The following is a 7,787-nucleotide window of genomic DNA, read 5'->3' on the forward strand; positions in this document are numbered from 1 at the left end:
CCCACACCGCGAGAGGACCCCATGTCCGCCACCACGGCACCGGTCAACGGGCGCGTCGCCCACTGGTTCGCCGAACTGCCCGCCCCACGCCCGGCTTTGCCCGGCGACCGCGACGCCGATGTGTGCGTCGTGGGCGCCGGAATGACCGGACTGTGGACCGCCTACTACCTCAAGAAGGCCGACCCGTCCCTGCGGGTCACGGTCCTGGAAGCCGAATTCGCGGGCTTCGGAGCCTCCGGCCGCAACGGCGGCTGGGCCTCCGGACTGATCCCCGGCGCCCGGGACCGGCTGGCCCGCACTTGCGGCCGCGACGCCGTCCTCGACTGGCAGCAGGCCATGAACGAGGCCGTGGACGAGGTCATCGCCGTCGCCGCGCGCGAGGGCATCGACGCCGACATCGTCAAGGGCGGCACCCTGCGGGTCGCCCGCACCCCCGCCCAGGCCACCCGGCTGCGGCACAAGGTCGAGCAGGACCACGAGTGGGGCGTGCCGGAGTCCGTCCTGCTCACCCCCGAGGAGTCCGCGCGGCACATCGCCATCGACGGCGTCACCGCCGGCGCGTACACCCCGCACTGCGCCCGGCTCCAGCCCGCCGCCCTGGTCCGGGGGCTCGCCGAGACGGTGGAGCGGCTCGGCGTCACGATCTACGAGAAGTCACCCGTCACCGCCATCGAACCGGGCCGCGCGCTCACCGCGCACGGCACGGTCCGCGCCCCTGTGGTGCTCCGCGCGACCGAGGGGTTCACCGCCTCCCTCAAGGGGCTGCGGCGGGCCTGGCTGCCGATGAACAGCTCGATGATCGTCACCGAGCCGCTCCCCGAGGAGATCTGGAAGGAGATCGGCTGGGAGGGCCGGGAGACCCTCGGCGACACCGCACACGGCCACATGTACGCCCAGCGCACCCCGGACGACCGGATCGCGATCGGCGGGCGCGGCGTTCCGTACCGCTTCGGATCCCGCACCGACGACTCGGGCCGGGTCAGCGACCGTACGATCGGCCAGCTCACCCAGACCCTCCAGCGCATGCTGCCGCAGACCACCGGCGTCCGCGTCGACCACGCCTGGTGCGGGGTCCTCGCCGTGCCCCGCGACTGGTCGGCCACCGTCGGCCTGGACCGGGCCACCGGCACCGGCTGGGCCGGGGGCTACGTCGGCCACGGGGTCACCTCCACCAACCTGGCCGCCCGCACCCTCACCGACCTGGTGCTGAAGCGGGACACCCGGCTGACCCGGCTGCCGTGGACCGGACACCGCCCGGGCACCTGGGAGCCGGAGCCGTTCCGCTGGCTCGGGGTGCGCGGACTGTACGTCGCCTACCGGCTGGCCGACCGGCACGAGGCGGGCGGGCGCACCCGTACCTCGCCCATCGCCACCGTCGCCGACCTCATCGCGCGCCGACCCTGAGATCCTGGAGTCCCGGCGCCCCGCCTCCCCGGGGCCGCCGGGACTTTTCGGATATCCGCCCGCCGCGGCGGACACAGTGCAGGGAGGGAGCGGGCCGGATGGCATTGCTCACCGTCGCCGACGTTCTGCGGCTGCCCGTGATCGCCGCGGGACTGCCCCGGGTCATGGCCGGCGAGGACCGGCTGAACCGCCCCGTCCGGTGGGTCCACGTCACCGAACTGCTGGACCCGGCGTCGTTCCTGGAGGGCGGCGAACTGGTGCTCACCACCGGCATGCCCCAGCCCAACGACCCCACCCGGCTGCGCGGCTACGCCGACCAGCTCGCCGACGTCGGCGCGGCCGGGCTGGTCGTGGAGCTGGGCCGCCGGTACCAGCAGGTGCCCCCGGATCTGGTGGCCGCCTGCCGGTCCCGGGACCTCCCGCTCATCGTGCTCTCCCACGGCATCCGCTTCATCGAGGTCACCCAGACCGTCCACGCGCTGATCCTGGACGCCCAGGGCGAACTGCTGCGCCGCTCCCACCAGGTCCACGAACTCTTCACCGACCTGACGCTGCGCGGCGCCCGGCCGGAAGAGCTGGTCCAGGTCGCGGCCGACCTGATGGGACGGTCGGTGGTGCTGGAGAACCTGGTGCACCACGCCGTGATCGTCTGCACGGCGGGCCGCCCCGGCGGCCCGATCCTGGAGGCGTGGCAGCGCCGCTCCCGCGCCACCCCGACCCCCGACCACGCGGCGCCCAGCGGGCCGGAGGGCTGGCTGGTGGCCCCCGTCGAACACGACGGACAGCGCTGGGGGCGCCTGGTCGCGCTGCCCGACCAGACCGGCCCGGCCTCCGGCCCCGAACACACCCTGATCCTCCGGCGCGCCGCGACCGCCCTCACCCTGGCCCGGATGACCGGCCACACCCAGTGGGACCGGGAGGCCCGCGCGTCGGCCCTGCTGGAGCTGCGGCACGGAAGCCACCTCTCCCGCACCGAGTCCCGCATCCGGGTCGAGGCCCTCGGCCTGCCGACCGTCGGCCACCTCTTCATCGCCGTGGCCCTCGGCCACCGGCCCGACGCCGCCGACCGCGCCGACCTGGACAGCCGGGTCGGCGATGACCTGCGCGGCGCCGGGATCCACGCCCTGGTCGGCAGGCTCGCCCCGGACCGCACCGGCGTCCTGCTCACCCTGCCGCTCGCCGCGGCGTGGCAGCCCGTCGTGGAGCGCATCGGCCGGGTCACCGAGGAGACGCTCGGCGAGGAAGCCGTCCTCGCGGTCGGCCCTGGCGTGACCGCGCTCGACCAGGTGGCGCGGTCGTTCCGGCAGGCCGAGGAGGTCGCGGACGCCATCGGCCCCGCCACCCCGCGGCGGCCGTTCCACGTGTCCGCCGACCTCGGGCTGCCGGAACTGCTGTACACGCTGCGCGACGACGTCCGCGTCCAGAACTACGTGGAACGGCAGCTCGGCCGGCTGATGCAGCACGACCAACGGCACGGCGGCGACCTGCTGGCCATCCTGCGCCAGTACCTCGACGCCGCGGGCAACAAGTCGGTCGCCGCCAAACAGGCCGGACTGTCACGGCAGGCCTTCTACCAGCGCCTGCACACCATCGAGCGACTGGTCGGCGGCAACCTGGAGTCCGGCGCCCAGCGGTCCCGGCTCCATGTCGCCGTCATGGCCCTGGACACCCTGAGCGATGACCCCTCCTGAGCGGTGACCCCTACGGAGCGGTGAGGACACGGACCGGCTCGCCCGCGAGATAGGCGCGGATGTCCTCCACCGCGTCGCGGTAGTAGCCCTCGTAGTTGCGCCGGGTCACATAGCCCAGGTGCGGGGTGCCGAGCAGGTTCGGCAGCGTACGGAACGGGTGCTCCGGACCCAGCGGCTCCTCCTCGAACACATCGACGCCCGCGCCCGCGATCCAGCCGCCCCGCAGGGCGTCCGCGAGCGCCGCCTGATCCACGATGGCCGCGCGGGAGGTGTTCACCAGGTATGCCGTGGGGCGCATCCGCCGCAGCTCCGGCGCGCCGAGCAGCCCCCGGGTACGGTCACTGAGCACCAGATGCACCGAGACCACGTCGCTGGTCTCCAGCAACTCCTCCTTGGAGGAGACGAATCCGACGCCTTCCGCGGCCGCCCGCGCAGGGGTCAGGTTCCGGCTCCAGGCGGCCACGTCCATGCCGAACGCCTGGCCGACCCGCGCCACCTTGGTGCCGATCTTGCCAAGACCCAGCAGGCCGAGCCGACGGCCGTGCAGATCCATGCCGACCGTGCTCTGCCACGGCCCGCCGTCCCGCAGCGCCGTGCTCTCCGCCACCAGGTGGCGGGCAAGACCGAGGATCAGCGCCCAGGTCAGCTCGACGGGCGGCTCGGAAGAGCTGGCCGTGCCGCACACGGTGATCCCGTGCCGGGCGGCCGCCTCCAGATCGACGGACGCGTTGCGCATCCCGGTGGTGATGAGCAGCCTCAGCCGGGGCAGCCGGGCGAACAGCTCGGCGGGGAACGGGGTGCGCTCCCGCATGATGACCACGATCTCGCAGTCCCCGATCGCCTCGACCAGCGCGTCCCGGTCGGGGAAGTGGCGCCGGTGCGCCACCACGTCCACCGCGTCGCGGACCCCCGACCAGTCGGCCGAGGACAGGGCCACGTCCTGGTAGTCGTCGAGCACGGCACAGCGCAGTTTCATCGTATCCCCTCGGGCTCTTCCAACAGGTCCGTGCAGGTACGTTGTTTCTACCACCCACGGGGAAAGGGTCCTGGTGCGATACATCATCATCGGAGCGGGCGCGGTCGGCGGCACGATCGGCGCCCGGCTCCATCTCGCCGGCCATGACGTCGTCCTGGTGGCGCGCGGCGCCCACTACGAGGCGCTGCGCGACCGCGGACTGCGCTTCACGGCGCCCGAGTCCGTCCATGAGGTCCCGGTGTCCGTCGTCACGGGACCCGAGGACGTCGAACTCGGCCCCGACGACGTGCTCGTCCTCGCCGTGAAGACCCAGGACGGCGCGGCGGCGCTGGACGCGTGGGCGCCGCGCCCGGTCACCGGCGGCGGCACCGCGGGGGAGCGGCTGCCGCTGCTCTGCGCCCAGAACGGGGTGGAGAACGAGCGGTTGGCGCTGCGGCGCTTCCGCCGGGTGTACGGCGTCTGCGTCTGGATGCCCTCGACCCACCTGGAGCCGGGGGCGGTCGCCGCGCCGTGCGCCCCGTACACCGGGATCCTCAGCCTGGGCCGCTATCCGTCGGGTGCGGACGACACCATCCGGCGGGTGGCCGCGGACCTCGAGGAGTCCGTGTTCCTCGCGCCGGTCGTACCGGACGTGATGCGCTGGAAGTACGCCAAGCTCATCAACAACCTCGTCAACGCCGTCGAGGCGATCTGCGGGCCGCTCACCGGAGACGAGGCCCAGGCCCTCGCCGCACGGGCGAAGGCGGAGGGGACCGCGGTCCTCGACGCCGCGGGCGTCGCCCATGCCGACGCCGCCGAACAGGCCGCACTCCGCTCAGGAAAGGTGGAGATACGGCCGCCCGACGGGGTGGAGCGCGGCGGCGGCTCCTCATGGCAGAGCCTGACCCGGGGGACCGGTACGATCGAGACGGACTATCTCAACGGGGAGATCGTGCTGCTCGGACGCGAACACGGCATCCCGACACCGGTCAACGAGACGCTGGGACGGATCGCGGGCGACTGCGCCCGGGAGCGCCGCGCACCGGGCAGCATGACCCCCGGCCGGCTCACCGCCCTCATCGACGCGGCAGGATCTCCCTCAACACCTCGGTGAACTCCGCCGGGTGCTCACTGAGCCCCGTGTGACCGCCGGGGAAGTCCACGACCTCGGTGCCCAGCCGCTCGGCGAGCGCCACCGCCGGGCGGTACAGCAGCAGCCCGTGCGACTCCCGGCCGCCCGCCGGGACCAGCCGTTCCGATACGGCCGCCAGCGCCTCCAGATCCGGGGTGTGGCCGGTGAACGGGCACAGGATGTGCTCCAGGTAGTACGGGAGGTTGGCCGTCATCCGCTCGATCACCTCGGCCGGAAACGGTGGTGGCTGTACCCCGCGGTCCTCCTTCTCCGGCGCCTGCTCCTGCGGGAGGGTGCCGGCGGCCATCACCGCCATCGCCGCCCCGACGCCCTCCCGGCGGTACGCCGCGCGCACCTCGGCGAAGAACGCCCGCTGTTTCTCGGCGTCGGGCAGCAGTTCCACGAGAGGCGGCTCGTGTGCGATCGCCAGCCGCACCCGCTCCGGGTGACGCGCGAGCAGGTCCACCGCGACGATGGCGCCCGCGCTACAGCCGAACACGTATGCCGGTTCGCCGTCCGGTGCCACCGCGTCGAGCAGCAGGAACGCGTCCTCGCCGTGCACTTCGACCCGCTGGTCCGTGGGCGGGCCGTCGAGGGTGCTGCGAGAGGCGCCGCGCCGGTCGTAGGACACCACCGTGTACCGGTCGGCGAGGGCCGCCGCCGCATGGTCGTAGGAAGCGGCGTCACCCGCCCCGCCCGGGATCATCAGCAGCACCGGGCCGCTGCCGCGCACCTCGTAATGCAGCGTCGCGCCGGGCACCTTCAGGGTGCCGGTCTTCGGTTCGGTCATGGTGTGCACGGTATCCAGGTGGCATGGGGCGCGCGCGGTGTTTTTCGCGCCTGATGCGTCGTCATCACGACGCGCGCCGCCACTCCTGCGGATGACACGGCCGGTCTGACAAGGGGGTTCGTGCCACGTGACTTCATGGAAAGTTGGCTGCTCCGTAGCCGTCAAGGCGGTCCGAGTTGTTTTGCGTGGTGGCACACAGGGCACCGCACACACCTAACAGCAGGCATAATCGCAGCAACGATGGGCGCAGACGCCCAGAAAGGGGACGAAGTGATGGTGAACGCGCTGAGTGCCGACAACAGTGTGGGCTCGACGATCGAGGCTCTGAAGGCGGAGCTTCCGCAACTGGAGAAGCAACAGGAGGCCCTCAAGGGAGATTTGGACGCGGTCACCCAGCGGCTGGAGGTGGTCAGCACCGCTCTGAGCAGCCTTCAGGCCCTCTCGGGAGCCTCGCTCCCGCAGGCCGGAAACGGTGACATCGCGGAGGCGAAGGCCGCCGAGGACACCGCCACCGAGGCCGAGCCGAAGCTGGCCGCCGAGGCCGCCCCGGCGACCCGGACGCCCGCCGCCACGCGCAAGGCCGCCATCGGCCGCCAGCGCAGCAAGGCCAAGTCCACCACCAGTGGCCGGGCCACGAAGACCGCCACCAAGGCCGCGGGCAAGAAGACCGCCGCGAAGAAGCCCGCCAAGAAGGCGGCGGCCAAGGACACCACCAAGACCACCGCCAAGACCGCCACCAAGGCCACCGCGAAGGCCACCACCAAGGCGGCCAAGCCCAGCGACAAGAGCGCCCAGACGAGCGAGAAGGCCACCGCCAAGGCCACCGAGAAGACGGCCAAGGCGGCGGGCACCTCCTCCGAGCGCTCCACCGGGCTCGCCGAGTCGGTGCTCGGCGCCCTGAAGAAGGCGGGCCGTCCGATGCGCGCGTCCGAGGTCAACGAGGCCCTGGGCCGCGACGAGACGCGCACCAACGTGAACTCGGTGCGCAACACGCTGGAGCGGTTGCGCACGACGGACCGTGCCAAGCGCTCCGGGCGTGGCCTGTACGAGGCCGCGGCCACCAGCTGACCGCCACTCTCCCGTCAGTGCGCCGCCACCTCAGCGGCAGCGGGGGCGGAAGTGGCGTTTGGGGAGGGTGGACCCGGATGTGTCGGCGGCTGTGCACGCGCCGAAGCTGCGGTCCACCCACTCCGTTACGAGAAGGGCGTCATGACGCCCGCACCGCCGTCGGCCACCATCTCGGCCAGCCGGGCGGCGACATCGGTGGGGTCGGTGGCGAACAGCCGTCGGCCCGCGGCGATACGGCGTTCCCGCAGCGCCGAGGGCGCGGTGAGCGCGTCGAGCAGGCGCAGCAGCTCCCATGAGTCCGCCGCGTGGTCCGTCAGGCCGAGGGCGGCCATCCGGCGGACCCCCTCGCGGCCATGGCCCGGGATGGGGCGGTAGCCCACCACCGGGACTCCGGTGGCCAGTGCTTCCAGTGCGGTCTGTCCGGCCGCGTTGTCCACCAGCGCCCGCGTGGCGGCCAGCAGTCCGGGCAGATCCGGTTCCCAGCCCAGGGCCGCCACCCGCGGGCACCGGGACAGCCGGTCGCGCAGCCGTTCGTCCCGGCCGCACAGCGCCACCGGCAGATAGCCCGCGGCGGACAGCATCCGTGCGGTGGCCGCCAGCCGCGTACCGGCGCCCCAGGCCCCGGCGGACAGGACCACCGGTGGTCGGCCGGGGGCGCGCCGGTCGAAGCGGCGCCGCCAGTCCGCCGCCCCGGGCGCCGGGCCGAGGAAGCGCTCCGCCACCAGCGGGCCGGTGGCCACCGCGGGC

At 73.3% G+C, this 7,787-nt stretch carries 7 protein-coding genes; 4 read left to right on the forward strand and 3 right to left on the reverse strand.

Annotated features, from left to right (window positions below; all coding sequences use genetic code 11):
* The first annotated feature begins 21 nt into the window (after window positions 1-21).
* Window positions 22-1,404, forward strand: coding sequence for an NAD(P)/FAD-dependent oxidoreductase (locus tag EEJ42_RS06700; RefSeq protein WP_123099050.1), 1,383 nt, complete (start codon window positions 22-24; stop codon window positions 1,402-1,404).
* Window positions 1,405-1,502: 98 nt separating this feature from the next.
* Window positions 1,503-3,095, forward strand: a complete 1,593-nt coding sequence (locus EEJ42_RS06705; RefSeq protein ID WP_123099051.1) for a PucR family transcriptional regulator — start codon at window positions 1,503-1,505, stop codon at window positions 3,093-3,095.
* A gap of 10 nt (window positions 3,096-3,105) precedes the next feature.
* Here the strand turns inward: EEJ42_RS06705 and EEJ42_RS06710 are convergent, their stop codons facing one another.
* Complete coding sequence (locus tag EEJ42_RS06710) at window positions 3,106-4,071, reverse strand: D-2-hydroxyacid dehydrogenase family protein (protein WP_123099052.1); 966 nt, start codon at window positions 4,069-4,071, stop codon at window positions 3,106-3,108.
* A 73-nt stretch (window positions 4,072-4,144) separates the two neighbouring features.
* On the opposite strand from EEJ42_RS06710, the gene EEJ42_RS06715 reads away from it, so the two are divergent.
* Window positions 4,145-5,164 (forward strand): ketopantoate reductase family protein, encoded by a 1,020-nt coding sequence (locus tag EEJ42_RS06715; protein WP_123099053.1) that lies wholly within the window; start codon window positions 4,145-4,147, stop codon window positions 5,162-5,164.
* On the opposite strand, the gene EEJ42_RS06720 is transcribed toward EEJ42_RS06715, so the two are convergent.
* Entirely contained in the window at window positions 5,127-5,972 is an 846-nt protein-coding gene (locus EEJ42_RS06720) for an alpha/beta fold hydrolase (RefSeq protein WP_123099054.1), read from the reverse strand. The genes EEJ42_RS06715 and EEJ42_RS06720 overlap by 38 nt on opposite strands.
* Window positions 5,973-6,245: 273 nt before the next feature.
* Between EEJ42_RS06720 and EEJ42_RS06725 the strand changes: the two genes are divergently transcribed.
* A complete protein-coding gene (locus tag EEJ42_RS06725) occupies window positions 6,246-7,040 on the forward strand; it encodes a prephenate dehydrogenase (RefSeq protein WP_246096162.1) in 795 nt (264 codons plus the stop codon).
* 125 nt (window positions 7,041-7,165) lie between these two features.
* Here EEJ42_RS06725 and EEJ42_RS06730 read toward each other — a convergent pair.
* A partial coding sequence (locus tag EEJ42_RS06730; RefSeq protein ID WP_484422000.1) for a glycosyltransferase family protein occupies window positions 7,166-7,787 on the reverse strand: 622 nt, incomplete at its 5' end.

This window comes from Streptomyces botrytidirepellens (assembly GCF_003721215.1).
GTDB classification, from domain to species: Bacteria; Actinomycetota; Actinomycetes; order Streptomycetales; family Streptomycetaceae; genus Streptomyces; species Streptomyces himastatinicus.

Bases quoted from the DNA above. Each gene is read 5' to 3' on its own strand.
- EEJ42_RS06710 (WP_123099052.1), bottom strand. From the start codon at position 4,071: ATGAAACTGCGCTGTGCCGTGCTCGACGACTACCAGGACGTGGCCCTG.
- EEJ42_RS06720 (WP_123099054.1), bottom strand. From the start codon at position 5,972: ATGACCGAACCGAAGACCGGCACCCTGAAGGTGCCCGGCGCGACGCTG.
- EEJ42_RS06705 (WP_123099051.1), top strand. From the start codon at position 1,503: ATGGCATTGCTCACCGTCGCCGACGTTCTGCGGCTGCCCGTGATCGCC.
- EEJ42_RS06725 (WP_246096162.1), top strand. From the start codon at position 6,246: ATGGTGAACGCGCTGAGTGCCGACAACAGTGTGGGCTCGACGATCGAG.
- EEJ42_RS06700 (WP_123099050.1), top strand. From the start codon at position 22: ATGTCCGCCACCACGGCACCGGTCAACGGGCGCGTCGCCCACTGGTTC.